The following is a 25,150-nucleotide window of genomic DNA, read 5'->3' on the forward strand; positions in this document are numbered from 1 at the left end:
CTCAGTGACTGCGGCGGCCGTCGTCACGCACGTACTCCAGCGCGGAGACGAGTTGCTCGGTGTCGACGCGGCCCTCCGACTCTTCGAGGCGTTCGCGTATCTTCGTCGGAGTCATGGTCACTGTTACCATACGACGCCCTCGGACATAGTTCTTTCTCCATACCCAACAGATATGCGGTAGAGCGGCGTCAGTCGCCGTCAGCGGCCTCTTCGACGGGGATGCTCACCGAGTCAGTGTCCGTCTCACAGGTCGCCCCCGCCAGTCCGTAGCCGACCGCGTACCCCGTCGACCCGCCGACGAGGCCGCCGATACCGGCGCCCAGCGGTCCGGCGCCGGCACCGGCCACGGCGCCGAGGAACCCGCCAACCGTCGCCGACCGTTCGGCCGCACGCTCCGGGTCGTCAGTCGCGCAGGTGTCGCGAGACATACGCGGTGGTTCGGCCGGGACGACCGAAACGGTTTCGCGTCCAACAGGCTCTTCGACGCGGGGCGCGTGCGGGTCCGTATGGCACGAACCGCCGTCGTCGCCGGTGTCGGCCCCGGCCTCGGCGCATCGCTCGCCCGTCGATTCGTCTCGGAGGGCTGTACCGTCGGCCTGTTCGCACGCTCGGACGCGTTCGTCACCGACCTCGCCGACGACCTCGGCGAGCAGGCCATGGCCGTCCCGACGGACGTCACCGACCCGGAGGCCGTCGCCGAGGGGTTCGAGCGAGTGCGGGAGGCGTTCGGCCCCGTCGACGTCCTCGTCAACAACGCCAGCGGCGGCGCGTGGAAGGGCCTGCGGGACATCTCCGACGACGAGTTCGCCCACGCACTCGACGTGGGGCCGACGGGCGGCCTCTACTGCTCACGGGAGGCCGTCGGGGACATGCTCGAGAACGACGGCGGGACAGTTCTCTTCACCGGCGCGACCTCGGCGGTCCGCGGTCGTGAGGGTGCTATCGGCTTCAGCGCCGCGAAGTTCGCCGTCCGCGGGATGGCCGAGTCGATGGCCCGCGAACTCGGCCCGGAGGGCATCCACGTCGCCCACGTCGTCGTCGACGGCCAGATTCTCGGCCCGGACGCCCCGGCCGCCGACCGCGACGCCGAGGAGTACCTCGACCCCGACGAGATAGCGGCGTCGTACTGGCACCTGGTCGAGCAGGACCGCTCGGCGTGGACGCTCGAACTCGACCTGCGCCCGCACGTCGAGTCGTTCTAGTCGTCGCTGGGTGGCTCGACGGTACGCTCCTCGTGAAGGTCTATCCACTCCCGGAGCGGCTGTCGGATACCGTCGACGGTGATGGTCACGTCGCCGTCGAACCGCCACCGCGCCCGCGGGGAGTCGTCGCCGAACCGTATCGGCACGTCCACCTCCAGGTTCTCGACGGACACCGCCAGCGTGTCCTCGCGGTCGACCGTCTCGTCGAGGAGGCGCTCGACCGCCGCACGGAGCTCCTCGAAGTCGGGCTCGGGGACCCCTGCTGACTCGCTCATGTCGCAGTGTTCGCACCCACGCCTATTTCGTGTTTCCCCGGCCGGCCCCAAACAGCCATGCCCGTCGAAGCCCGACCGGGAACACGATGGAGCTTCCGACGCCGTACCACATCGGCGGCCACTACTACGTCGACGACGTCGCCGTCGGCCGACTGCCGGACGCGGAGACGGTGCGGGACTGCGCGGGCTGTCGGGGGTACGTCTACGACGACCGGTGGCACGTCGTCGCCCGCGTCCGCGACACCGCCGCCGGTACGCGCCAGACCCACCACTACTGCAGCGACGACTGCCTGACCGCCTGGCTCCGACTGGTCACGTCGTAACCCCCGGAGTCTTACCGGCCCGGCCGATAGTGTCCCCATGGAGCATCGCACGGGTCGGTTCCGAGTCTATCGGGTCGTCGAGTCCGTCCCGCACATCAACTTCTTCGATACGGACGCCACGCGCCTGTACACGGTGTACCAGTCGGGCTACGGCGAGCGACAGGCGCACGTCGACTCGCTGCGGACCGGTGACCTCGTGGAGGCGACGCTGGCCGGCGACGCGGACGACGCGGAGGAGGCGTGGTCCATCCAGTCGCTGGAGCGGGTCGGCGGCGTCGGGATGTCCTTCGCCGTCGACGCCGAGATGCCCGCCCTCGCCGAGGACCTCTGGTCGGCGGGGCAGACACACCCGAGCAGCAGCGTCGTCGAGGAGGACGGCGAGCCAGTCGCGGAGCTGCACGTCCAGCCCCGCGAGCCACTCCCCGGCGGGTCGTTCGTCCCGAGCGTCCTCACCGGGCTCGTCCCGCTGGAGGGCCCGCTCTCGGTGCTGCCGGTCGTCGGTGGCGCCGCGGCCCACGCGCTCTTCCTCGACCCCGACCCGCCCGACGCCGACCGGTACTCGCGCCCCTTCGGCGTGGTCGTCCTCTTCGGCGAGGACGCCGACGCGGTGCTGACCGAGTGGCACGACCGGTACGACGTCGACCCGGAGGCGGACTCCCGGCCGACGTACGACCCCTACGGCATCTGAGCTACAGCGAGATCGCGATGGGGACCGGGACGAAACACAGCAGGCCGAGGACCAGCGTCAGCACGCCGATGGCCTGCCGCTTCGGGCCGAGGGCCGTCTCGTCCAGCGGCGTCACCGAGCCGGCGCGGCTGAACAGGAGCGTCAGCACGCCCCAGAATCCCCACAGCGCCGCCGCGTCGCCGTTCTCGAAGACGAAGAGGTAGCCCGCCAGTCCGAACAGCACGACGGGCACCGCCGTCTGGAGGGCCGACATCCGCTCGCCGAGCAGCGACCGGGTGACGTGTGCGCCGTCGAGTTGGCCAACCGGCAGGAGGTTCAGGAAGGTGACGAACGCGCCGACCCACGCCCCGATGACGACGGGGTTCGGGATGACCGCGGGGTCGGCGTAGACGACCTGTTCGCCCATGAGCGCCGCGATACCTCGAATCAGCAGCGGGTAGCCGAGCTCTATCTGCGTGGCGACGCCGCCGGTGACCCGGATGGGGTCGAGCGTCACGCCGATAGCCGTCACCGCTATCGTCGCTATCAGTCCGGCGAGCGGGCCGGCGACGCCGATGTCGAACAGCGCCTCCCGGTCGGGCATGTTGTCGTTCATCCGGATGACGGCCCCGAGCGTCCCGATGACGTTGAACGGCAGCGGGATGAAGTACGGCAGACTGGCCTGCACCTCGTGGTACCGGGAGAGGGCGTAGTGGCCGAACTCGTGGACGGCGAGGATGCCGAGGACGGCGGCCGCGAAGGGCCACGCCCGTACGATGGCGGTCGGGTCCGCGGCGACCGAGAGGCCGTACCACCGGCTCCCGGCGTACAGCGTCGAGAGCAGCGTCGCCACCGCCAGGAGGACGTTCGTCCAGGGGACGCCGTCGACGCCCAGGGAGCGCTCGCTCGCGACGAGGACGTGCTCGCCCATCTCGCGCTGGAGGCTGACGCGATAGCCGCGCTTGCGGAACGTCGGCCCGACCCGCTGGAGGACCTGCTCGGACTCCGTCAGTGGCTCGCCGTAGTAGCGCACACCGTCGTCCGCACTCGGGTCCACTTCGTAGACGTGGAAGGCGTCGGCGAGTCGCTCGGGCTCCGGGAGCTCCGTCGGCAACGACTGCTGTGCCATTGCCAGTAGTAGGGACTCGACCCGTTTGAACCTGTTTGCCACCCGACCGTCGCGCGGCCGCCGGTCAGTCGGCCAGCGCCTCTTCGGACCCGCTCACCGCGTTGGGGTCCTGTATCCAGAGGTCGCCGAACACGTCGTCCTGCTGGAGCACGACCTGTCCGCGGTGGGCCAGGAACAGCAGCCCGAGGAACGTCTCGACGCGCGACCCGCCGGCGTGTTCGACCTCCCTGTAGAGCACCTCGTCGCGGCCCTGGTCGTACTGCTCGCGGACCGCCGCGTACACGTCGTCGATGATGTCGTCTATCTGCTCGGCGTGGGCGGTGCCGGTGACGTCGGCCGCGGAGGGCTCGTCGTCCAGCCGCATGTCGTCGGCGCTCCGGTAGTCCAGTTCCTGCGTGCCGCGCTGGAACCCGCTGGGCGACCCGCTGGTGTCGTACTCGCGGGACTCCTTCCACCACGAGTCCCGCTCGGCGTCCCGCAGGTCACGGACGAGTTCGTCCAGCGTCTGGGGCATCCCGCGGGCCCGGCGGCGTTCGAGTCGGCGGTCCATCTCGGATTCCAGCGCCGAGAAGGGGTCGGGCTCCTCGATGGGGGCGTCCTCGGTCATCGCCTGCTCCCACGGCTCGGCCGGCGGGTCCTCCGGCTCGTCTTCGCCGAGCATCGCGTCGCTCTTCATCCGGACGAGGACGGAGGCGTAGAACAGCGCCCGCCCGCCGGTGCGAAGGTCCCCCTCGTCGATGCGGGCGAGGAACTTGTCGGTGACCTCCACGACGTCGATGTCCCAGGGGTCTATCTCGCCGTCGTCGGCCAGCTGGACGAGCACCTCGACGGGTTCGGCGACGTCCTCGTCGTCGCCGTCCGCGTCGCCCGCCTCGTTCAGCAACTCAACGTCCTCGGGAGTGTCGTCCTCGTCAGCGTCTTCGGCGTCGTCCCCGAACAGCGACGACGCCGACTCGCCCGGCGGCTCGCGGTCTTGCGGGTCGGTCCCCTCCCCGCGCGACTGCTTCGAGCCGCGTGGCGGCTCGCGGTCCTCGTGCCCCGTGATGTCCAGCGGGATGTCGTCGGTGGCGTCTCGCGGGTCGCTCCGCTCCCCGCTGGACGTCTCCGAGGACCCCCCGTCGCTTCGCTCCGGCGGCCCCTCGCTAGTCATCGCTCACCACCGCCTCCTCGTCGTCGGGCCCCTCGCCCGAGAGGTCGATACCGGTCACGGCCGAGACGTTGTCGCCCTGCATCATCACGCCGATGGCCCGTTCCGAGCGTTCGAGCAGTGCCGAGCGGTGCGAGACGACGACGAACTGGGCGTCGCCGGCGAGTTCGTCGACCATCTCGCCGACGAGGTCGGCGTTCGCGGCGTCGAGGAAGGCGTCGACCTCGTCCAGCGCGTAGAACGGCGCGGGGTTGTGCCGCTGGATGGCGAAGATGAACGCCAGCGCCGTCAGGGACTTCTCGCCGCCGGACATCGCCGCCAGCCGCTGGATGGGCTTGTCGCCGGGCTGGGCCTTCATCGTCAGGCCGCCCTCGAATGGGTCGTCCTCGTTCTCCAGGTGGAGGTGCCCGGTCCCGCTGGAGAGGCGCTCGAAGATGTCCTCGAACTGGTCGTTGATGGCCTCGAACGACTCCATGAACGTCTCCTTCTTGCGGGCCTCGTAGGTGTCGATGCGGTCCCGGATGCCCTCGGCCTCCTCGACCAGCGTCTCCTTCTGGTCCTCGAGGTCCGCGAGGTCGTCGGCCACGCGGTCGTACTCCTCGATGGCGCGCATGTTGACCGGCTCTAAGGCCTCCATCTCGGCGGTCAGCCGTTCGATCTCGGCCTCGACGGTGTCGTGGTCGGGGACGTCCTCGGGGTCGTAGTCGCCGACCTGCGCTTCGAGTTCGTCTATCTCCCACGCCAGTCGCTCCTCGTCCTCGCGTTCGTCTTCGAGGTCACGTTCGACGTCGGTGACCTTCGACTGCTGTTCGTCGCGGGCCTCCTTCGCGGATTGGAGGTCCTCGCGGAGGTCCTCGCGCTCCGCCTTCAGGTCGGCGAGTTCGTCCTCCAGCTCGGCGACCTCCTGCTCTTTCTCGGCTTTGCGTGCCTGCTTCTCCTCGACCTGTGCTTCCAGTTCGGCGATGCGCTCTTCCTTCTCGGCCTTGCGGTTCTGTGCGGCCTCGATGTCGTCGTGGAGGTCCTCGATGGCGTCCTCGGCGTACTGCTTCTCCAGCTGGAGTTCGTTGAGTTGGGCGTCGAGGTCGTCGAGGCGGTCCTCCAGCGTGTCTATCTCGTTCTCGATGGCCTCGCGTTCGTCGGTGAGGTCCGGCAGGTCCGAGTCCTGTACCTCCGTCTCCAGGTCGTCGATGGCCGCCTCGACCTCGGCGATGGCCTCGTTCTTGGCCTCGATGTCGGCCTCCAGTTCGTCCATCTCGTCGGCGACGGCCTCGCGGTCGGCGGCGATGTCCTCGAGGTCGGCCTCGAGCGCCTCGATGCGCTCGCGGGTCTCCGTGAGTCTGGTCTCCTTGCGCTCGATGCTCGTCTCGATGTCCCGGACCTGCTCGGTCGCGTCGGACTCGCGGTCGCGGGCGTCGTCGAGTCGGTCCTCGACGTCCCGCAGGTCGTCGCGCACGTCGGCGCGTTCGTCCTCGAGTTCGTTGATGCGCTGTGCGACCCGTTCGAGTTGCCCGGCGCCGCCGGAGAAGGAGTAGCGGGTCCCCGACGACGACCCACCGGTCATGGCACCTGACTTCTCGACGAGGTCGCCGTCCAGCGTCACCATGCGGTAGTCGCCCATCAGGTCGCGGGCGGTGTCCATGCTGTCGACGACCACGGTGTCGCCGAGGACGTACGAGAAGATGCCCGCGTACTCGGGGTCGAAGTCCACGAGGTTGTAAGCGAAGTCGACCACGCCGTCGGCGCTCGGCAGCGACGGGAGCGAGCGGTTCTGCATCTGCGTGATGGGCAGGAACGTCGCTCGCCCGGCGTTCCGGGCCTTGAGGTACTCGATGCAGGACTGGCCGACGCCGTCGTCGTCCACGACGACGTGGGCGAGCCGCCCGCCGGCGGCCGTCTCACAGGCCGTCGCGTACTCGGGGTCGACACCGCCCAACTGTCCGACGGTGCCGTGGACCCCCTCGCGGTCGGCGTTCAGGATGGCCGTCACCGCGCGGCCATAGGAGGAGTCGCCGTCCTCGCCGGCCTTCGCCTCGAGCTGGGCGTACTCCTGCTGTTTCGCGCTGATCTCGTCTTCGAGGTCGTCTAGGTCCGACTGGAGTTCCCGCTTCTCGGCGCGCAGGTCGTCGACCACCTCGCCGATGGTGTCCTTGTTCTTCTGGGCCTTCGCCAGTTCGGACTCCAGGTCCTCGATGTCGGCCTCGAGCTCCGGTATCTCCGCCTCGGCCTCCTCGATGGCGGTCCGCTTCTCGTCCTCCTCGTTGGAGCGGCGGCGGGCCTCGTCGAGCAGGCGGTCCTGCTCGCGCTGGAGGTCGTTGCGCTCGCTCTTGAGCTGTTCGAGGCGGTCGCGCTTCGTCTCGAGTTCGTCCTTTATCTCCTCGAACTCCTCGCCGATGTCGTCGATTCGCTGCTGGACGTCGGCCAGTTCGGCCTCCTTCTCGGCGACGTCGGCCTTGACGTTGGACTTCTCGACTTTCGTCTCGCGGATGTCCGACTCGAGGTCGTCGATGGTCTCCTGCTTGCGGTCTATCTGGACGAACGCCTGTCGGCGCTCGTTCTCGGCGTCCTCGACGGCCTCCTCGGCGGTCGCTATCTTGTCTTCGAGCCGCGAGATATCGCCCTTTATCTCCTCGATGTCGCGCTTGATGGCGAGTTGCTCGTCCTCGCCCTTGCGCTCTATCTCCTGGTTGAGTCCGTGGAGTTCGTCCTCGAGACGGACGACCTTGCCCTGTCGGGCGTCGAGTTCCGCCTGCAGGTCCGCGAGTTCGGCCTCCAGCTCGGCGATGCGGGCCTCGACGGCGTCGAGTTCGTCGCGCTTGTCCTCGAGCTCGGCGGCCTTGCGGTACCCCTCGTACTCCTCTTTCTCCTCGCGGAGCGACTGGTACTCCAGGGCCGTCTCGCGTTCGTCTTCGAGCTGGTCGAGCCGGGTCTGTTTCTCCTCGATGCGGAGCTCCGCCTCGTCGATGCGCTCCTCGACGACCTCCAGTTCCTCGAAGGCGTCGGCCTTCTTCTGGTCGAACTGGGCGACGCCGGCTATCTCGTCGATAATCTCTCGACGCGACCCCGGCGTCATGTTGATTATCTCGGTGACGTCGCCCTGCATGACGACGTTGTACCCCTCGGGCGTGACGCCTGCCTGGGCGAGTAAATCCTGGATGTCCGAGAGGTTGACCGAGCGGCCGTTGATGTAGTAGTACGAGTAGTAGTTGTCCTCGGTCTCCTTCACCCGGCGCTTGATGGCTATCTCGTCGACGTCGCCGACGTCCTCGGTGCCGGCGGCGTTGACGACCTGCGCCCGGTCGAGGGTCCGGTCCTCGTTGGCGAGGATGACCTCGACGCTGGCCTGACGCTCGCCCGAGACGTCGACGTCCTCGTCTGCGTGCCCGGGGTTGTAGATGAGGTCTGTCAGTTTCTCCGCGCGGATGCCCGACGTGCGGGCGAGTCCGAGCGCGAACAGGACGGCGTCGATGATGTTCGACTTCCCGGAGCCGTTCGGGCCGCTGATGGTGGTGAAATCTTCGTAGAACGGGATGCGAGTCTTCCGCCCGAAGCTCTTGAAGTTGTCGAGGACGAGCTCTTTGATATGCATACGGTGGTTGGCCGTCTCCTACGCGACGATGATGTCGGAGCCGGAGTCCTCCTCGGACTCCGACTCGGACGCGGCCTCGGCCTCCTTGTCGGTGTCGTCGGTGGCCTCCGTGTTAGGTGTGTCGGCCTCTGGCGCCAGAATCTCGTCCTCGTTGGTCGTCGGTTCCTCGGGCGCTGCGGCGTCGTTCTGGGCGTTGCCCTTGTGGGCGTCGGCCCCGAACCCGCTGTCCTCGTCGACGGTGTTCTCGAGTTCGCGGAGACGAACCTTGCACTCGACGAGTTCGTCGGTCAGCCCCTCGACCGAGGCCTGCAGTTCCTGAACCTGCTCTTCTAGTTCCTCGACGCGGTTACCGCACATATCACAATCCCAGCCACGCTATCGTGATAAACTTACGTCAGACATTGACAGTTAATTTGATACTTCGCCACGAACGCCGAAAGCCGCAGTAGGGCCCTCGGAGACGGGCTCGGTGGGGACCGGTCCCGCCGGCCGGAATCCAATGTTCGAACGGCTGATAGTGACCGATGAGAGAGAAGTGGCCCCAGCGGGGGTCGGTCGGACCCCCTAGCGTTATGTGTAATTCAATCTAAGCTTCACGGTGGGCTACCATGGTATCAGTTAACGAACTACGAGAGATGTACGTCGACATGGTGACGGCGCGCCATTACGAGGAGCGGTTGCAGGAGGAGTATCTGGAGGGGAAACAGCCGGCGTTCGACATCTCGGCGGGGCCGATTCCCGGCGAGCTGCACCTCGCCGCCGGTCACGAAGCGTCCGGCGCGGGCGTCTGCCAGCACCTGCGTGACGACGACACGGTGACGGCACCGCACCGGCCCCACCACGTCGCCATCGCGAAAGGCGTCGACCTCGAACGGATGACCGCGGAGATATTCGGCCGCGAGACGGGTCTCGGCAAAGGTAAGGGCGGCCACATGCACCTGTTCGACCCCGACGTGGGGTTCGCGTGTAGCGGCATCATCGCGGAGGGGTGTCCGCCCGCGGCCGGTGCGGGACTGGCGGCGAAGAAGCGCAACACCGACAGCGTCGCCGTCGCCTACCTCGGCGAGGGCGCCATCGACCAGGGGGCGTTCCTGGAGTCGCTGAACTTCGCGGCGGTCCACGACCTGCCGGTCGTCTTCGTCGTCGAGGACAACGACTGGGCCATCAGCATGCCCAAGGGCCGGGTCACCGACGTCGAGAACGGGGCCCAACGGGCCGGTGGGTTCGACATGCCGGGCGTCCGCGTCGACCACGACGACGCCGTCGCTATCTACGACGCCGCGAAGGAGGCCATCGGCCGCGCCCGCGACCGGAACGGGCCGACGCTCATGGAGGTGCAGGTCCACCGGCGGATGGGCCACTTCATGGGCGACCCGGAGAGCTACCGCCCGGAAGAGGACCAGGAAGCGGCCGCCGCGCGAGACAGCATCGCCAGACTGGAGGCCGACCTGCAGGCACACGGCGTCGACGAGGAGAGTATCGAGGAGATGCGTGACGACGCGCACGAGCGCGTCGAGGACGCCATCGAGTTCGCGAAAGACCAGCCGGAACCGGACCCGAGCGCGGCACACGAGGACGTGTTCGTCAACCCACCGAGCGGCGTGACAGACACGGAACCGGAGTACGACCTCGCGGGAGGTGACGACTGATGGCACAGCAAGAACGCTCGAAGGTCGTCGAACGCGACCTGACGATGAGCCGGGCGATGGTCGAGGCCATCGCCCACGAGATGCGCGAGAACGAGGAGGTGTTCTACATGGGCGAGGACGTCGCCGACTACGGCGGCATCTTCGACTCCACGCAGGGCCTCCTAGACGAGTTCGGCTACGACCGCATCATGGACGTCCCCATCAGCGAGACGGCCTACCTCGGGGCGGCCGTCGGCGCCGCACAGGAGGGGATGCGGCCCATCGCCGAACTGATGTTCGTCGACTTCTTCGGCGTCGCGATGGACCAGATCTACAACCAGATGGCGAAGAACACGTACATGAGCGGCGGCAACGTGAGCGTTCCGCTCGTGTTGACGGCCGCCGTGGGCGGCACCTACAACGACGCCGCCCAGCACTCCCAGACGCTGTACGGGACCTTCGCGCACGTGCCCGGACTGAAGGTCGTCGTGCCGTCGACGGCGTACGACGCGAAGGGGCTGATGCACAACGCCATCCGGGACGACGACCCGGTGATGTACATGTTCCACAAGCGCCTGATGGGCATCGGGTGGCTCCCGGCCCCCGACGGGCCGAAGACGCCCGTCCCCGAGGAGGACTACACCATCCCCTTCGGCCGCGCCGACGTGAAACGCGAGGGCGACGACGTGACCATCGTCACCCTCGGCCTGCACGTCCACCGGGCGCTGGAGGCGGCCGAGTCGCTGGCCGACGACGGCGTCAGCGCGGAGGTCGTCGACCTGCGCTCGCTGGTCCCGCTGGACACCGACACCGTCGTCGAGTCCGTCGAGAAGACCGGGAACCTCGTCGTCGTCGACGAGGACTACCGCTCCTTTGGCGTCACCGGCGAGATTGTCGCCAGCGTCGCCGAGGAGTCGCTGGCGTCGCTCGACAGCGTGGAGCGCCTCGCCATCCCGGACGTGCCGATTCCGTACTCCCGGCCCCTGGAGAACGAGGTCGTCCCCGACGTGGGCGATATCGAAGCGGCGGTCGAACGGACCCAGTGACCGATGAGCGGGGACGCAGACAGGGTCGAGGTGACGGTCGGGGAGTGGCCGGACGACGCCGACAGCGACGAGGGCGTCGTCGTCAACTGGTTCGCCCGGGAGGGCGCCGCAGTCACCGAGGGCGAGAGCCTCTGTGAGGTCCAGATAGAGAAGGTGAGCCTCGACGTGCTCGCGCCGACCGACGGGACGCTTGACGAAGTCGTCCGCGGCGAGGACGACGAGTTCACGCGCGGGGACACGCTCGCGTGGGTGGCCCCGGCATGAGCGGCGACGAGGCCGCGGCACGGACCGTCAGCGAGGAGCGGTCACTGAGTCCGATGCGCAAGACCATCGCCAGTCGGTTACAGGAGAGCTATCGGGAGGCCGTCCACGTGACGGTCACCCGCAACGTGGACGCGGAGGCGCTGCTGGGTGCCGTCGACGCCGCGGAGACCGAGGCGGGCGTCAGTCCCTCCATGGTCGACGTGCTCCTCGCCGCGCTCTCGGACACCCTCGACGAACACCCCGCGTTCAACGCCACCTTCGAGGACGGGACGCACGTCCTCTACGAGGAGCACAACGTCGGCGTCGCGGTGGCTATCGAGGACGGCCTCGTCACGCCCGTCGTCGCCGACGTCGGGTCGAAGTCGACGGGGGACCTCGCGAGCGAGCGGCGGGCGTTGACCGAGCGCGTCAGGGACGGCGACTACACGATGAGCACGTTCCGCGGGGGGACGTTCACCGTGTCGAACCTCGGTCCGCTCGGCGTCGACTCGTTCGACCCCGTCATCAACCCGCCCGAAGTCGCCATCCTCGGAATCGGGCGCGTCACCGAGCGGGCCACCCGGGACGGCGACGGCGGCGTCGCCTTCCGGCGGCAGCTGCCGCTGGACCTGAGCTTCGACCACCGGGTCGTCGACGGGGCGGACGCCGCCCGGTTCCTCGGGACGCTCGCCGAGCACCTCGACGCGGCCGACCAGTACGTCTGAGCGGCCGCGTCGGCCCGCTCCGACGCGGAAGGTGAAAGAGAGAGGAAGCGACTACTGCACGTACTGTGCGCCGGCCTCGTAGGCGCGCGGGTACGCGTCGACCATCTCGAAGCGACGGAACTCCTCGGAGAGGATCTCGAGGCCCCACGGCCCGTCGAACCCGCCGTCGCGGACGGCGCTCACCCAGTCGGAGATGGGGAACTCGCCCTCGCCCGGGAGCTTCCGCAGGTTGATGGTCTCCTCGAGGAACGACATCGTCGTCTCCATGTAGCCGTCCTGGAACTCCACGGCCACGATGTCACCGCCGGAGAGCGACCGGATGTTCTCGAAGTCCACGCCGAGCTTCATGTTGTGCCACAGGTCCAGATAGAGGCCGCCGTTGTCGGTCTGTGAGGTGGCTTCGAGCGCCTGCGGGATGGTCTGGACGTTGGGGTCGACCGGGAAGAACTCCATTCCGACTTCGGTGTCGACCTGTGCGAACTGGTCGCTCACCTGTGCGAACCGCTGCTGGAGGTCCTCCATCGCCACCGGATAGCCGTTGATGTTCCCGATTTTGACGTGGTTCGCGTCGAGGATGTCGGCTGCTTCGAGCAGTAACTGGCGCGTCTCCTGTTCGGCCTGTCGGCGCGGGTCGTTCATCGCGAGGGGCCACTCGGTGAGGAACTCCAGTTCGACGAAGTCGATGTCGTTCTGCTGGAGGACGCTGTTCAGTCGCTGGAGGCCCTGCGTCCGGTTCTCGGCCGCGAACTCGAAGTCGAGGATGTGCTGGATGTCCGGCGCGATGAGACCGATGGCGTTGAACCCCGTCTCGTTGAGCATCTCAGCCCGTCGGGCGATGGGCCAGGGACTCCAGTTCCGGTGGCCGTGTGCGCCCCGGAACGGCGTCGTCCCGCCCGAGTGCATCCACGTGTTCGCCAACAGGTCCGCGTCGCCCTGCTGTCCGCCGTCACCCTGTTGTCCGTCGTCCGTCTGTCCACCGTCGTCTTGTTGTGCCTGGACACCGCCGATGGCTCCGGCCGCCGTCAGTGTCCCGCCTGTCGCTTTCAGTACGTCGCGTCGGTATGATTGCATGGATGTCGTGTGTGAGTCGCTTGGTCTGTCGCCGCCCTATCCCGAACCCGCGAAGGCGTCGGCGTCGGCAACTGCAGTCACTGCGGTGGGTCCGACAGGTGTTCTCGCAGAAGTGTAAAATAGCTAACTTATTATTGCGTATAGGTACGGAGTTGATTGTTCGTTCACAATGCGGAAGGACGAGACGGCGGCCAGTCACACGGACCTGGTCACCGGCGCCGTGGGTGTCGACTCGGGTACCGCCACCGCTCGAGAACGACGGTTGGAAGCTGGAGCCGGTCGCTCCGCTCGGACGACGGCTCAGTGCTTCGGCGAGACGTCCGTGGCCAGCGTCTGGGTGACGATTTCCCCGTCGCGAATCACGAACGTGTCCGACGCGTACTCGTAGACGTTCTCGGGGGTCTCCGCGTGCCAGACGATGTAGGCGTACTCGTCTTCGACGATCTGTTCGTCGAGCGAGAACGACACCGACGGGTCGTCGAACTCGTCGAGGAGGTCGACGTACATCTCCCGTATCTCGTCGTGACCGTCGAGGACACCGGCCGCCGATATGAAGACGGCGTCGTCCGCGTAGTCGCTCATCAGGCCGTCGAGGTCGCCCTCGCCGAACATCTCGAGGTGGTGCTCCAGTACGGACTGGGTCGAGCTCATGTTATTTGACTAACTATTCCGGCCCCAATATGTCTATCGGTGGAGACGGGTGCGCGCAGCGACGGCGCGACGCCGCCGGGGGTCGTTACCCTTTAGCCAGCCGACGCCGAACGACGGGTAATGACTGCGCAAGCCGCCGAGTCCCACGAACTCGCGGCCGTCATCGGGCTGGAGGTCCACGTCCAGCTGGAGACGGAGACGAAGATATTCTGCGGGTGCTCGACCGAGCCGACCGACGAGCCGAACACCCAGACCTGCCCGGTCTGTCTGGGCCTCCCGGGCGCCCTCCCGGTCGTCAACGAGGGCGCCGTCGAGGCGGCCGTGAAGGTGGGGAAGGCCATCGACGCCGACATCCCCGAGGAGACCACCTTCCACCGGAAGAACTACTACTACCCCGACCTGCCGAAGAACTTCCAGATAACGCAGTACGACGCCCCCATCTGTCAGGACGGCGAACTGGAGTTCAGCGTCGAGAGCGAACGCCGGAGCGTCGACATCCGCCGCGCGCACCTGGAGGAGGACCCCGGCTCCATCAAGCACGTCCGCGAGGGGACCGGCCCGCTGGAATCTCGGACCTGTTCTATCGAGCGCGCGGACTACACCCTCATCGACTACAACCGCGCCGGGACGCCGCTGATGGAGATCGTCACGGAGCCCGACTTCCGCGACCCGAGCGAGGTGCGCGCCTTCCTCGAGAAGCTGGAGGAGGTCCTCGAGTATCTCGGCGTCTTCGACGCCACGCGGGACGGCAGCCTCCGCATCGACGCCAACCTCTCGATGGTCGACGCCGACGAGGTCGGCGACGACGGCGCCATCGACGAGTCCGTGCTGGAGGACGCGAACCGCACCGAGGTCAAGAACATCTCCAGCCACAAGGGCGCCGAACAGGCCCTCTCCTTCGAGGCCTCCCGCCAGCGGAAGCTCATCCAGTCGGGCCGCGCCGTCGAACAGGAGACCCGGCACTTCAACGAGACCCACGGCAACACCGTCTCCATGCGCTCGAAGGAGGAGGAGAAGGACTACCGCTACTTCCGCGAGGCCGACATCCCGCCGCTCCGCGTGTCGAGTTGGAAAGAGGAGATCGCCATCCCGGAACTGCCCGACGCCCGGCGCGAGCGGTTCGTCGCCGAGTACGGCCTCTCCGACGAGGCCGCCTCGAAGCTCACCAGCACGAAACAGGTCGCGGACTTCTTCGAGAGCGTCGCCGAGCGCTTCGACGCCGACCTCGCCGCGACGTGGGTGGCCGACAACCTCCTCGGGGAACTGAACTACCGCGACATGGCGATCACCGACGTCGACGACCGCTTCGACGAGGTCACGCGCCTCGTCGAACTCGTCACCGAGGACGAGATCACCGCGAAGAACGCCCGCGAGACGGTCCTCCGGGAGATGCTGGACGAGGGCGACGACCCCGACGCCGTCGTCGAGCGAGAGGGCCTCGGCAAGACCTCCGGCGACGAGGTCCAGCAGGCCGTCGAAGCGGCCATCGACGAGAACCCCGACGCCGTCGAGGACTACCACAGCGGTGAGGGCGGCGCCCTGAACTTCCTCGTCGGCCAGGTGATGCAGAAGACCGGCGGGAGCGCGGACCCCGGCGAGGTCAACGGGATGCTGCGCGAGGAACTGGACGAGGAGTAGCGGACTACTCGCCGAGCGGCTTCTCTCGAATCGCGGTGACGTCCGATAGAAGATATTTACCGCCACCCTCGGTAGCCGCGGTGTATGCCCTCCCAGCGCTCTCGCCGCTCGGTCCTCGCGGCCTGTACCGCGTTGCTCGCCACCGGCGGGTGTCTCGGGACCGGGGACGACCCGCCCGCGACAGAGACGACGACCACGGCTGAACGGACCGTCACCACGACGACCGCCGTAGAACAGACCGACGCCGTGACGCCCGACCTCGGCACGGTCTGGGTGACCGACAGCGTCGTCCACACCGCGATGGTGGACAGTCGGATGGTCTCGGGGTCGCCCGACGGGACCCAACTGGTGTTCGCCAGTTACGTCGACGAGAGCCGCGTCGACCCGGAGGCGTTCTCGCTGGTCGTCGACGGCGAGCGGTACGCCCCGAAACCGCCCGCGGACACCTACGCGGACTTCGAGACCATCGCGAACTCGACCGACCGCGTCGCCGACGACGAGACGGTCACCGGGTTCGTCGTCGACGTGCGCGACACCGTGGACAGTGCGACGCTCGAATACGGCGAGGCGTGGTCACACGACCTCCCACAGACGCGGCGCGAGCGACTGACCGGCGACCCGTCGTTCGCGGTGCGCGAGTTCGCGGTCCCCGACACCGTGTCGCCCGACGACTCGCTGGTCGCCGACCTCACCGTCGCGAACGTGGGGACGGGACCGGGAACGTTCCGGGCGACCGTCCCGCGGGCGACGGTGTGGCCGACGCTGTTGGAACGCGACGTGGCGGCCGGTGAGAGCGTCAGCTTCAGCACACGGATAACGTGGAGTGCCAGCGACGGGGCACCGCTGGACCGACTGGCCGGCGAGGAGTACGACCTCGTGTTGTCGTGGCCCGACGGCCAGCGGTCGGAGACCGTCACCGTCACCGACCGGTCGACGGCGACGGACGCCTAACCCTCGCTGGCGCTGTCGGTCTCGGCCGGTTCTGCGCGGTCCGTCGGAACGATAGCGGGGTCCTTCCAGAGGAGCGTCACGAAGACGGCGACGCCGAGGAACTCGATGGTCTTGATGGCCGTCTCCAGCGGTTCCGTGTCGAAGTGGTCGAGGATGAGGAACACCGTACTCTGGCTCCCGTGACTGTGGCCGCCGCCGGTGGACGCGGCCCGGACCCCGTCGGCGAGGAAGGCCCCGTGACCGGTCGCGTGCCAGAACACCCACGCGGCGATAGAGCCGAGGAGCAGGACGGTCCCCCCGACGTACGCGGTTCGCAGGCTGACGACCCGGCGGGTCACGAGGTAGGGGCCGGACAGCAGGACCACCGCGAAGACGACGAACAGGTACGGCCGCGGGTCCGGGACGATACCGCCCGCCGGGAACAGGCCGTAGGCCTGGAAGTAGACGATGCTCCGCGGCAGGCCCCACCAGAGGTGGAACGCGGCCGTGGCGAGGACCAGGGCGGCGACGGTGGCACGGAGTGCCCTGACGGTGCGTCGCTCCATGCGCGAGGTTCGGCCGAGGGCGACAAGAGGGCATCGGAGTTCGGACCGGTCGTGTACAACCGGCGAGCAACCGGAGCGTAACCGACGACCGACCGTCCACCAATTCTCGAAGCGTTTAATCCCGGGACCCCCGGAAAAGGAGTGTGCTCTCCGGTCGTCCCTCGCGCCGTACGCTCGCCCGTGGCGTCGTCCTGTTGCTCGTCCTCGCGTTGCTCACGCCGTCGGTCGCCAGCGCCCTGACCTACGAACCGAGCGACACGGGGTCGCTCCAGCGCGGCACGGTGACCGACCCGGCCAACGGGACGACTGTCGTCAGTACGCAGGGCTACACGTTCCGGGGCAACACGAACCCGAAGAAGCCGGCGCGGCTCGTGGCGCTGGACGAACGCGGCGGGCTGAACTGGACCTACCAGAGCCGACAGGGCACCGACGCGTGGTTCTTCGACGTCGACCCGCTGCCCAACGGGAACCTGCTGGTCGTCTCGCCACGCTCGGGCAACACCCTGGTCTACGAACTGGACCCCGAGACGAAAGAGCGCGAGTGGGAGCAGCTGCTACCCTACGAGGACACCCACGACGTGGACAAGCTCAACGACACCGCGCTGGTCGTCTCGCACATGCGGGCGTGGAACGAGAGCCGGAAGGTGTCGAACGACGAGATCGTCGTCTACAACCTGACGACGGAGTCGGTGACGTGGCGCTGGCGCTACCGGAACCACCTCCCGAACAGCACCGACGGGGGGATGAACCACGACTGGAGCCACAGCAACGACGTCGACGCCGTCGGCGACGACCAGTTCCTGATCTCGCCGCGGAACTTCGACCAGGTGCTACTCATCAACCGGACGACGAAGGCCATCGACATGCGACTCGGGTCGGACGACGACTACAGCGTCCTCCGCGAACAGCACAACCCGGACTACCTCGAAGGGGAGAACGGGACGCCGACGATGCTCGTCGCCGACAGCGGCAACAACCGCGTCGTCGAGTACGCGTACACGAACGGGACGTGGACCAGAACGTGGTCCGTCGGGTCCGACTCGCTGAACTGGCCCCGGGACGCCGACCGGCTCCCGAACGGCAACACGCTCATCACGGACACGCTGAACCACCGCGTCATCGAGGTGACGCCGACCGGCGAGATCGTCTGGGAGTACTACGCGACGTGGGGGCCCTACGACGCCGAGCGCGTGGCCCACGGCGACGGCTCGAACGGCCCGACCATCCGCGAGCAGAACGCGACCGGGACCTACGAGATAACCGGGAGCGCGGGACTGGTCGCCGGAAGCGGCCAGCAGACGAGCGTCGGGACGTTCATCACCGCGACGGTCGCCGGGACGCCGCTGTCCGGCGTCGGCGAGGAGCTCGGGACCCTCTGGGGCCACTACGCGCCGTGGCTCCGCCCGGTGTGGATGAGCGGGTGGGGCCTGTTCTACGCCGCGCTGGCGGGCCTGCTGCTGGTCGGGTGGCTCCTGGCGGAGGCGGGCGTCTACGGCTACCGCTGGGCCAGGTCGCGGTCGGCGGCCGGCCCAGTGACCGGGCGATAGCGTCAACCCGCAGGCGGTCGAAGTGCCGACGACGGGCGCCGCGCCGTCCGACCACGTATGAACGTCCGCGAAGCCACCGCCGCCGACGTCCCCGCGCTCGACGTGATACGCAGACAGGCCATCGAGGCCGCGTTCACCGGCGAGTACGACCGCGCGGCGTTCGCGGACCTCGTGGCGTCGCCGGACGCCCGTCTGCGAGAGTGGGTCACCGACCCGGCGTGGGTCGTCCTCGCCGGCGAGAGCGACGTCACGGCCGTCGGTTACGGCGCCGTGAACACCGAGACGGGCGAGATAGGTGCGCTGTACACCGCGCCCGAACACCAGGGACGGGGATGTGGGAGTGCCCTGCTGAACCGGCTGGAGCGGGAGGCACGCGAGGCGGGCCGCGACCGACTCTCCGCTGCCGTGCCGCGGACCGCCGTCGGCTTCTTCGAGAGTCGTGGGTTCGAGCGCGACGGGACGGGCGAGCGAGACGACGAGGTCCAGCGGGTTCGCGTCGAGAAGGCGCTCGCCCCGGACTAGAGCAACGCCGGGTTGTCCGTCTCCAGACTCGGCGGCAGGTCCGACTCGCCGGTGAGGTAGGCGTCGATGTGACGGGCGGCGTCTCGGCCCTCGCCGATGGCCCAGACGACGAGGGACTGCCCGCGGGTCGCGTCGCCGGCCGCGAACACGCCGTCGACGGCCGTCATCTTCCGCTCGTCCGTCTCGAACGTCCCGTCGGCGGCCCGTTCGACGCCCAGTTCCCCGAGCGGGTTGTTCGTCGGGCCGGTGAAGCCGATGGCGACGAACACGACGTCGGCGGAGATCTCCAGCGAGGGGTCCACGACGGTCTTCTCGGCGCGTTCGCCGCTGTCGTCGTAGCTCCACTCGACCCGCTCGGCGTCGAGGCAGTCGACGTGGCCGTCGCCGTCGGTGTCGAGGAACGCCTGCGTGTCGACGCCGAACGCCTCGGTCCCGCCCTCCTCCTGTGCGTACGTCTCGTGATAGGTCTTCGGTTGCTCGGGCCACGGGTTCTTCGGTGGTCGTTCCTCGGGTGGTCGCTCCCGGATGCCGATCTGGACGACCTGTGACGCCCCGTGTCGGTGGGCCGTCGCCACGCAGTCGGCCCCGGTGTCACCCCCGCCGAGCACCACGACGTCGCGCCCCGCGACGGGAATCCGCGCGGCGTCCTCGCCCGCCTGTTCGCGGTTGGTCTGGCGGAGATACTCCATCGCGAAGTGGATACCGTCGAGGTCACGCCCGGGCAGGTCGATGTCGCGCTGGCGCTGTGCGCCGACGGCGAGACAGACCGCGTCGTGGTCCGCGACGAGGGCGTCGGCCGCGACGTCGGTCCCGACTTCGGTGTCCGTCTCGAACGTGACGCCCTCGGCACGTATCTGGTCGGTTCGGCGGTCGATGCGGGACTTCCGGAACTTGAAGTCGGGGATGCCGTAGCGCATGAGGCCGCCGACCGCGTCGTCGCGCTCGTACACCGTGACGCGGTGGCCCACGCGGGCGAGTTGCTGGGCGGCGGCCAGCCCCGCCGGGCCGCTCCCGACGACGCCGACGTGATAGCCCGTGCGCTCGTCGGGTGGGTCGGGCGTAATCCACCCCTCCGCCCACCCGACGTCGACGATGGCGCGCTCGATGCTCTTGATGGTCACCGGGTCGTCGTTGTACGCGAGGACGCAGGCGCTCTCGCAGGGGGCCGGACAGGTGTAGCCCGTGAACTCCGGGAAGTTGTTCGTCTCGTGGAGCCGTTCGAGCGCCCGCTTCCAGTCGTCGCGGTAGACGAGGTCGTTCCACTCGGGGACGACGTTGCCGATGGGGCACCCGCTCATGCAGGTGGGGACGCCACAGTCCATGCACCGTTCGCCCTGCTCGCGGAGCGTCTCGGCGTCCCACGTCTCCTGCCATATCTCGTCGAAGTCGTCGGCCCGCTCCGCGGGGTCGCGCTTCTCGATGTCGGCCCGGTCGTGGTCGCGCCAGCCGTTCGGATGTGGCTCAGTCATCCGTGGTCACCCGTTCTGCGGCGGCCGCCGGTTCCGGCGGGAGCGACGCCCGCGGGTCCTCGCCCTCGGCGAGTCGGTCGTCCAGCACGGCGGCGAAAGCGTCGGGCATCACCTTCACGAACTGGGCGACGGCCGTCTCCCAGTCGTCCAGTACCTCGCGGGCGCGGTCACTGCCGGTGTAGCGGTAGTGGTTCTCGACCATGCGCTCGACGAGGCGGCGGTCCCGGTCGTCCAGCGGTTCGAAGTGGACCATCCCGGTGTTGACCCGGTCGCGGAACGCGCCGTCCCTGTCGAGGACGTACGCCTCGCCGCCGGACATCCCTGCGGCGAAGTTCCGGCCGGTCTCGCCCAGCACGACGACGACGCCGCCGGTCATGTACTCACAGCCGTGGTCGCCGACGCCCTCGACGACCGCCGTCACGCCGGAGTTCCGGACGGCGAAGCGCTCGCCGGCGACGCCGTTGACGTAGGCCTCGCCGTCCGTCGCGCCGTACAGCGCGACGTTGCCGACCACGACGTTGTCCGTCGCGTCGTAGGCCGCCTCGGCCGGCGTCCGCACGACGAGTTTCCCGCCGGAGAGGCCCTTCCCGACGTAGTCGTTGGCGTCGCCGGACAGCGAGAGGGTGACCCCCGACGCGAGGAAGGCACCGAAGCTCTGACCGGCCGACCCGTCGAAGTCGACGGTGACAGTGTCGTCGGGGAGGCCGGCCTCGCCGTAGCGGGCGGCGACTTCGGAACTCAGCATCGCCCCGACGGTCCGGTCCCGGTTGCGAATCGGGAGCGAGACGTCGACGGACTCGCCGCGTTCCAGCGCCGGTCTGGCCCGGTCGAGGAGTTCGTGGTCGAGTTTCCCGTCGAGTCCGTGGTCCTGTGTCCGGGTCTGTCGCCGCTCGCCGCCCTCGGGGACGGTCAGCAGCGCCGAGAGGTCCACGGAGTCGGCGCGCTCGTGGGTCACCTCGCGCTGGGAGAGCAGGTCCACGCGACCGACGAGTTCGTCCATCGACCGGACGCCCAGCGCGGCCATGTACTCCCGGACCTCCTGTGCGATGCAGGTCACGTAGTTCACGACGTACTCGGGTCGGCCGGGGAACTTCTCCCGGAGGTCCGGGTCCTGCGTGGCGACGCCGACCGAGCAGGTGTTGCAGTGGCACTTCCGGAGCATGATACAGCCACAGGTCACGAGCGGCGCGGTCCCGAAGCCGTACTCCTCGGCGCCCAGCAGCGCCGCCACGACGACGTCGCGGCCGGTCTTCATGCCGCCGTCGACGCGCACCCGGATGCGCGAGCGCAGGTCGTTCGCCCGGAGCACCTGATTGGCCTCGGCGACGCCCAGTTCCCACGGGAGGCCGGCTGACTTGATGCTCGTCTTCGGCGACGCGCCGGTGCCGCCCGACTGGCCGCTAATCAGGACGGCGTCGGCCTTCGCCTTCGCGACGCCGGCGGCGATGATGCCCACGCCGGCCTCGGAGACGAGTTTGACGTGGACGTCGGCGTCCGAGTTCGCGCACTTCAGGTCGTGGATGAGTTGCGCGAGGTCCTCGATGGAGTAGATGTCGTGGTGGGGCGGCGGCGAGATGAGCGGGACGCCGGGGGTCGTGTTGCGCGTCTCGGCGATTATCTCGTTGACCTTCTCGCCGGGGAGGTGGCCGCCCTCGCCGGGTTTCGACCCCTGTGCCATCTTGATGCCGAGGTGGTCGGCGTTGACGAGATACGTCGCGGTGACGCCGAACCGCCCGGAGGCGACCTGCTTGTTCCCGCACTCGCGTTCGGTGCCGAACCGCTCCACGGGTTCGCCGCCCTCGCCGGAGCAGGCGGTCCCGCCGATGCGGTTCATCGCGACGGCCAGCGTCTCGTGGGCCTCCTCGCTGAGCGATCCGAACGACATCGAGGCGGTGAAGAACCGCTCGACGATGCTGTGGACGGGTTCCACCTCGTCCAGCGGGACCGACTCGCGGCCCTCGGTGTCGAGTTCGAGGAGGCCCCGGAGCGTCTGGAGGCGTTCCTGCTGGTCGTTCACCATCTCGGCGAACTCCCGGTACGCTTCGAAGTCGCCGGCCTGTGCGGCGTACTGGAGTTTGCCGATGGTGTTCGGGTTCCACTGGTGGAACTCCCCGTCGCGTCGCCAGTAGAGTTCGCCGCCGGGGTCGAGGGTCGTGCCGGCGTCGGCCTCGAAGGCGTGGTGGTGGCGTTCGAGCACGTCGGCCTCCAGGTCGTCGACGTCGATGCCCTCCGTGCGGGCCGTCGTGCCCGCGAAGTACTCCGCGACGAACGCGGAGTCCAGGCCGACGGCCTCGAACACCTGCGCGCCCTTGTAGCTCGACAGCGTCGAGATGCCCATCTTGGCCATCACCTTCTGGAGGCCGTCCTCGAGGGCGTGCCGGTAGGCCGCCAGCGCCGCTTCGCGGTCGCATTCAAGCACGCCGTCCCCGACCATCGCGTCGATGCTCTCGTAGGCGAGATAGGGACAGAGCGCGTCGGCCCCGTAGCCGACGAGCGTGCAGACGTGGTGGACCGCACAGGGCTGCCCGGAGTCGAGGACCAACCCGACGCGCGTGCGACGGCCGGTGCGGACGAGGTGGTGGTGGACCGCGCCGACGGCGAGCAACGACGGAATCGGCACGCGGTCGGGGCCGACGGCCCGGTCCGAGAGGACCAGCACCTCGCACCCGTCGTCGATGGCCGCGTCGGCCGCCTCGCGGACGCGTTCGACGGCGGCCTCGAGGGTCGTCGCCCCCTTCTCGTAGGTCAGGTCGATGGTGGCCGCGCGGATGCCGTTCTCGTCGACGTGCTCGACGGCGGCGAGTTCCGTCCGGGAGAGTATCGGCGACTCGCAGAACAGCCGTCTGGCGTGGGCCGGCGTCTCGCCGAGCAGGTTCCGCTGGCGGCCGACGTGGGTGTACAGGGAGGTGACGACGTCCTCGCGGATGTAGTCCAGCGGCGGGTTCGACACCTGCGCGAACAGCTGTTTGAAGTACGTGAACAGGGTCTTGTTGCGCTCCGAGAGCACGGACAGCGGCGTGTCGTTGCCCATCGCGCCGATGGGGTCGCTGCCCGCCTCGGCCATCGGTTCGACGAGGCGGTCCAGATGCTCGCGCGTGTAGCCGAAGGCTCGCTGCCGGGCGCGGACGTCGGCGTCCGCCGGCGACGACGGTGGCGGGTCGCTCCCGTCCACGAGGTCCGCGAGGTCGACGCGCTCGCGGGACACCCACGCGCCGTACCGCTCGTCGGTGAGGCGGTCGAACACCTCCTCGTCCGGGACGATGCGGCCCTCGTCGGGGTCGGCGTAGAACATCTGCCCCGGCCGGAGGCGGTCTTTCGTGACCACCTCGGAGGGGTCGGCGTCCAGGACCCCCGTCTCGCTGGCCATCACGAGTCGGTCGTCGGTCGTGACGTGGTACCGGCAGGGACGCAGGCCGTTGCGGTCCAGCACCGCACCGACGCGGTCGCCGTCCGTCGCCGCCACGAGGAGCGGGCCGTCCCACGGTTCGTTGACCGTCGCGTGGTAGCGGTACCAGTCCCGCCGGTCGGCGTCCATGGCGTCGTCGCCGTGCCACGCCTCGGGAACCAGCATCCGGAGGGCGTGCGGGAGCGAGCGCCCGCCCTCCACGAGGAGTTCGAGGACGTTGTCGACGACGGCCGTGTCGCTCTGGTCGGCGTGGGTGACGGGCGTCAGTTTCTCGACGTGGCCGTCCAGTTCGGGGCTGGCGAGGTCGGACTCGCGGGCGGCCATCCAGTTGAGGTTCCCCCGCAGCGTGTTGACCTCGCCGTTGTGGACGACCTTCCGGTAGGGGTGTGCCAGTTCCCACGCGCCGAGCGTGTTCGTCGAGAACCGCGCGTGGACGAAGACCAGTTTCGTCCGGACCCGCTCGTCCGAGAGGTCGGGGTAGTACGACCGGAGTTGGCCGTTCGTCAGCAGGCCCTTGTAGACGACGGTGCGGCGGTCCAGCGAGCAGACGTAGAAGCGGTCCGCGCCGGGCGGGTCGCGCTCGTCGACCCGCCGCTCCACGACCCGGCGCAGGACGTACAGGCGTGTGTCGAGCTCCTCGGGGGCGAGCGAGGCCGTCGGTTCGACGAACACCTGCCAGACGGCTGGTTCGCTCTCCAGCGCCGTCTCGCCGAGGCCGGTGCCGTCCGTCGGCACCTCGCGCCACGCGACCACCTCGAGCCCCTCGTCGGCGGCCGCGCTCTCAAGGAGGCCACGCAATCGGTCGCGCTGGTCGGGGGCCTGCGGGAGGAACACCTGCCCGACGCCGTACTCGTCGTGGCCGCCGAGGTCGGGGACGACGTCGCTGAAGAAGGCGTGGGGCTTCTGGACGAGCATCCCGGCCCCGTCGCCGGTGTTGGCCTCCGCGCCGCGCGCGCCGCGGTGGTCGAGGTTCTCCAGCACCTCGAACCCGTCCTCGACGACGTCGTGCGTGCGCCGTCCGTCGAGGTTCACGAGGACCCCGACGCCACAGTTCGCACGCTGGTCGTGGGGGTCGGACAGTGTCGTGTCGCCGTCGGTTCGCGTCACGGGCGCTGAGTGAGTGTCGCGTGTGCTGGTGTGCGTCACCGACACCTCGTCGCGCGCCGGACAGATTCAGGTCGATGCCGGAACGAGCGGGTAGTCGTGACCCTCCTTGTTAAAAGTTAACTAATAACACACTAGTACAGTCAATACACCAATATATTGTCCAACTCCCGGCGCGAGTCCGAGCGGCCGTTCGGCTACTGGTTCCGGGCGCGTGGCGCCCGGTCTGGCCTCCACCGCGCGTGCGTGTAGGTGCGCCCGCAAGCGCCCGCACA

The 25,150-nt window shown here is 68.7% G+C and carries 23 protein-coding genes; 11 read left to right on the top strand and 12 right to left on the bottom strand.

Annotated features, from left to right (window positions below; all coding sequences use genetic code 11):
• Position 1: 1 nt before the first annotated feature.
• Together ACV7GQ_RS11840 and ACV7GQ_RS11845 are read right to left on the bottom strand one after the other, a co-directional pair.
• Positions 2-130 (bottom strand): hypothetical protein, encoded by a 129-nt coding sequence (locus ACV7GQ_RS11840; RefSeq protein WP_470313183.1) that lies wholly within the window; start codon positions 128-130, stop codon positions 2-4.
• Between the two features lie 58 nt (positions 131-188).
• The gene (locus tag ACV7GQ_RS11845) at positions 189-428 is read right to left on the bottom strand and encodes a hypothetical protein (protein ID WP_470310444.1); all 240 of its coding nucleotides are present in this window, start codon (positions 426-428) and stop codon (positions 189-191) included.
• Positions 429-506: 78 nt separating this feature from the next.
• Between ACV7GQ_RS11845 and ACV7GQ_RS11850 the strand changes: the two genes are divergently transcribed.
• Complete coding sequence (locus ACV7GQ_RS11850; RefSeq protein ID WP_470310445.1) at positions 507-1,202, top strand: SDR family NAD(P)-dependent oxidoreductase; 696 nt, start codon at positions 507-509, stop codon at positions 1,200-1,202.
• Here the strand turns inward: ACV7GQ_RS11850 and ACV7GQ_RS11855 are convergent.
• Positions 1,199-1,477, bottom strand: coding sequence for a hypothetical protein (locus ACV7GQ_RS11855; RefSeq protein WP_470310446.1), 279 nt, complete (start codon positions 1,475-1,477; stop codon positions 1,199-1,201). The genes ACV7GQ_RS11850 and ACV7GQ_RS11855 overlap by 4 nt on opposite strands.
• Before the next feature lie 86 nt (positions 1,478-1,563).
• On the opposite strand from ACV7GQ_RS11855, the gene ACV7GQ_RS11860 reads away from it, so the two are divergent.
• Positions 1,564-1,800 (top strand): DUF7576 family protein, encoded by a 237-nt coding sequence (locus ACV7GQ_RS11860; protein WP_470310447.1) that lies wholly within the window; start codon positions 1,564-1,566, stop codon positions 1,798-1,800.
• A 37-nt stretch (positions 1,801-1,837) separates the two neighbouring features.
• Positions 1,838-2,488 (top strand): hypothetical protein, encoded by a 651-nt coding sequence (locus tag ACV7GQ_RS11865; protein WP_470310448.1) that lies wholly within the window; start codon positions 1,838-1,840, stop codon positions 2,486-2,488.
• Between the two features lies 1 nt (position 2,489).
• Here the strand turns inward: ACV7GQ_RS11865 and ACV7GQ_RS11870 are convergent, their stop codons facing one another.
• The 4 genes from ACV7GQ_RS11870 to ACV7GQ_RS11885 form a co-directional block, all read right to left on the bottom strand.
• Positions 2,490-3,596, bottom strand: a complete 1,107-nt coding sequence (locus tag ACV7GQ_RS11870) for a site-2 protease family protein (RefSeq protein WP_470310449.1) — start codon at positions 3,594-3,596, stop codon at positions 2,490-2,492.
• Positions 3,597-3,660: 64 nt separating this feature from the next.
• Positions 3,661-4,746 carry a segregation/condensation protein A gene (locus ACV7GQ_RS11875; RefSeq protein WP_470310450.1) on the bottom strand — a complete coding sequence of 362 codons (1,086 nt, stop codon included), beginning with the start codon at positions 4,744-4,746 and terminating at the stop codon, positions 3,661-3,663.
• On the bottom strand, positions 4,739-8,329 hold the full coding sequence (gene smc, locus ACV7GQ_RS11880; RefSeq protein ID WP_470310451.1) for a chromosome segregation protein SMC: 3,591 nt from the start codon (positions 8,327-8,329) through the stop codon (positions 4,739-4,741). The genes ACV7GQ_RS11875 and smc overlap by 8 nt, the downstream gene beginning before the upstream one ends.
• An 18-nt stretch (positions 8,330-8,347) precedes the next feature.
• Positions 8,348-8,686, bottom strand: coding sequence for a DUF7518 family protein (locus tag ACV7GQ_RS11885; RefSeq protein ID WP_470310452.1), 339 nt, complete (start codon positions 8,684-8,686; stop codon positions 8,348-8,350).
• Between the two features lie 278 nt (positions 8,687-8,964).
• Between ACV7GQ_RS11885 and ACV7GQ_RS11890 the strand changes: the two genes are divergently transcribed.
• The 4 genes from ACV7GQ_RS11890 to ACV7GQ_RS11905 are packed head-to-tail and all read left to right on the top strand — an operon-like array spanning position 8,965 to position 11,971.
• Positions 8,965-9,978: a thiamine pyrophosphate-dependent dehydrogenase E1 component subunit alpha gene (locus ACV7GQ_RS11890; protein ID WP_470313161.1), complete on the top strand. Its 1,014-nt coding sequence runs from the start codon at positions 8,965-8,967 to the stop codon at positions 9,976-9,978.
• Positions 9,978-11,003: an alpha-ketoacid dehydrogenase subunit beta gene (locus ACV7GQ_RS11895; RefSeq protein ID WP_470310453.1), complete on the top strand. Its 1,026-nt coding sequence runs from the start codon at positions 9,978-9,980 to the stop codon at positions 11,001-11,003. The genes ACV7GQ_RS11890 and ACV7GQ_RS11895 overlap by 1 nt, the downstream gene beginning before the upstream one ends.
• Before the next feature lie 3 nt (positions 11,004-11,006).
• Positions 11,007-11,267, top strand: a complete 261-nt coding sequence (locus ACV7GQ_RS11900; RefSeq protein ID WP_470310454.1) for a lipoyl domain-containing protein — start codon at positions 11,007-11,009, stop codon at positions 11,265-11,267.
• Positions 11,264-11,971 (top strand): 2-oxo acid dehydrogenase subunit E2, encoded by a 708-nt coding sequence (locus ACV7GQ_RS11905; protein ID WP_470310455.1) that lies wholly within the window; start codon positions 11,264-11,266, stop codon positions 11,969-11,971. The genes ACV7GQ_RS11900 and ACV7GQ_RS11905 overlap by 4 nt, the downstream gene beginning before the upstream one ends.
• Positions 11,972-12,022: 51 nt before the next feature.
• Here ACV7GQ_RS11905 and ACV7GQ_RS11910 read toward each other — a convergent pair whose 3' ends face one another.
• Together ACV7GQ_RS11910 and ACV7GQ_RS11915 are read right to left on the bottom strand one after the other, a co-directional pair.
• On the bottom strand, positions 12,023-13,042 hold the full coding sequence (locus ACV7GQ_RS11910) for a sugar phosphate isomerase/epimerase family protein (RefSeq protein ID WP_470310456.1): 1,020 nt from the start codon (positions 13,040-13,042) through the stop codon (positions 12,023-12,025).
• 300 nt (positions 13,043-13,342) lie between these two features.
• Positions 13,343-13,693: a nuclear transport factor 2 family protein gene (locus ACV7GQ_RS11915; RefSeq protein ID WP_470310457.1), complete on the bottom strand. Its 351-nt coding sequence runs from the start codon at positions 13,691-13,693 to the stop codon at positions 13,343-13,345.
• 120 nt (positions 13,694-13,813) lie between these two features.
• Between ACV7GQ_RS11915 and gatB the strand changes: the two genes are divergently transcribed.
• Together gatB and ACV7GQ_RS11925 are read left to right on the top strand one after the other, a co-directional pair.
• Positions 13,814-15,331, top strand: a complete 1,518-nt coding sequence (gene gatB, locus ACV7GQ_RS11920; RefSeq protein ID WP_470310458.1) for an Asp-tRNA(Asn)/Glu-tRNA(Gln) amidotransferase subunit GatB — start codon at positions 13,814-13,816, stop codon at positions 15,329-15,331.
• Positions 15,332-15,415: 84 nt separating this feature from the next.
• Positions 15,416-16,282 (top strand): hypothetical protein, encoded by an 867-nt coding sequence (locus tag ACV7GQ_RS11925; protein ID WP_470310459.1) that lies wholly within the window; start codon positions 15,416-15,418, stop codon positions 16,280-16,282.
• On the opposite strand, the gene ACV7GQ_RS11930 is transcribed toward ACV7GQ_RS11925, so the two are convergent.
• Positions 16,279-16,827, bottom strand: coding sequence for a hypothetical protein (locus ACV7GQ_RS11930; protein ID WP_470310460.1), 549 nt, complete (start codon positions 16,825-16,827; stop codon positions 16,279-16,281). The genes ACV7GQ_RS11925 and ACV7GQ_RS11930 overlap by 4 nt on opposite strands.
• Positions 16,828-16,970: 143 nt before the next feature.
• Here ACV7GQ_RS11930 and ACV7GQ_RS11935 point away from each other — a divergent pair, with 143 nt between their 5' ends.
• Both ACV7GQ_RS11935 and ACV7GQ_RS11940 read left to right on the top strand, forming a co-directional pair.
• Positions 16,971-18,374 carry an aryl-sulfate sulfotransferase gene (locus tag ACV7GQ_RS11935; RefSeq protein ID WP_470310461.1) on the top strand — a complete coding sequence of 468 codons (1,404 nt, stop codon included), beginning with the start codon at positions 16,971-16,973 and terminating at the stop codon, positions 18,372-18,374.
• Between the two features lie 57 nt (positions 18,375-18,431).
• The gene (locus ACV7GQ_RS11940; protein WP_470310462.1) at positions 18,432-18,896 is read left to right on the top strand and encodes a GNAT family N-acetyltransferase; all 465 of its coding nucleotides are present in this window, start codon (positions 18,432-18,434) and stop codon (positions 18,894-18,896) included.
• Here the strand turns inward: ACV7GQ_RS11940 and ACV7GQ_RS11945 are convergent.
• Complete coding sequence (locus tag ACV7GQ_RS11945; RefSeq protein WP_470310463.1) at positions 18,893-20,365, bottom strand: glutamate synthase subunit beta; 1,473 nt, start codon at positions 20,363-20,365, stop codon at positions 18,893-18,895. The two genes, ACV7GQ_RS11940 and ACV7GQ_RS11945, sit on opposite strands and share 4 nt — an antisense overlap.
• A complete protein-coding gene (gltB, locus tag ACV7GQ_RS11950; protein WP_470310464.1) occupies positions 20,358-24,878 on the bottom strand; it encodes a glutamate synthase large subunit in 4,521 nt (1,506 codons plus the stop codon). Before gltB ends, ACV7GQ_RS11945 begins: the two co-directional genes overlap by 8 nt.
• Positions 24,879-25,150: the final 272 nt, after the last annotated feature.

The sequence above is a fragment of the Haloarcula sp. MBLA0163 genome, assembly GCF_055632435.1.